Here is a 641-nt window from a genome sequence, read left to right as displayed (position 1 = left end):
GAAGCTCGCCGCCCTGCGACGGCGCGGAGTACTCATCGTCGCCAGCGGCAACATCGTGCACAACCTGGGCGGGATGGACTGGAAGCTGACCGACGACGGCTACGACTGGGCTCAGCGCTTCGACGAGGACGCCAAGGTGCGCATGCTGAGCGACCCGACCGAGTTCGCGACACTCGACGCCCACCGCGACTTCCGCCACGCGGTACCGACACCGGACCACTTCATTCCCGCGCTGTATCTGGCCGGTCTGGCCGCAGCTACCAAGGAGGCGGACTCGTCGGTTCTGGTCGACGACTACGCCTACGGCTCCTTGTCGATGACGGCGTACACCCTCGGCCTGTCCTGCCCGGACGCCGCAGGCGAAGGCGGATCCTCGCAACCGCCCGCCGACCTACCGCCTGACGGTTCCAACATCTGACCCCACGGCCGCCCCGAGCGCGATCGGTGGGTCCTGATCCTCATGCTCGAATCAGCCGGCAAGCAGCAGCACACCGGCGGCGAGCAACGCGGGTGCTTTGACGACTTCCAGTGCCACATACAAGAGGTGAGCGGTGGAACGCTGCTGCGACCGTCCGGCCAGGACCCGCTCGGTACGGCGACGCAGCTGCGGGCGAACGACCGTCAGCTGCACCGTCAACGCC

The 641-nt window shown here is 67.7% G+C and carries 1 protein-coding gene; it reads left to right on the top strand.

Annotation, left to right across the window (positions count from 1 at the left end):
• Positions 1-418 (top strand): dioxygenase (locus tag DMB66_RS60400; protein WP_370321630.1); only part of this gene is annotated, 418 nt, incomplete at its 5' end.
• Positions 419-641: the final 223 nt, after the last annotated feature.

The organism is Actinoplanes sp. ATCC 53533, assembly GCF_003947245.1.
Note: the sequence above shows the minus strand (reverse complement) of the source record. Positions and strands in the feature narration are given on the sequence as shown.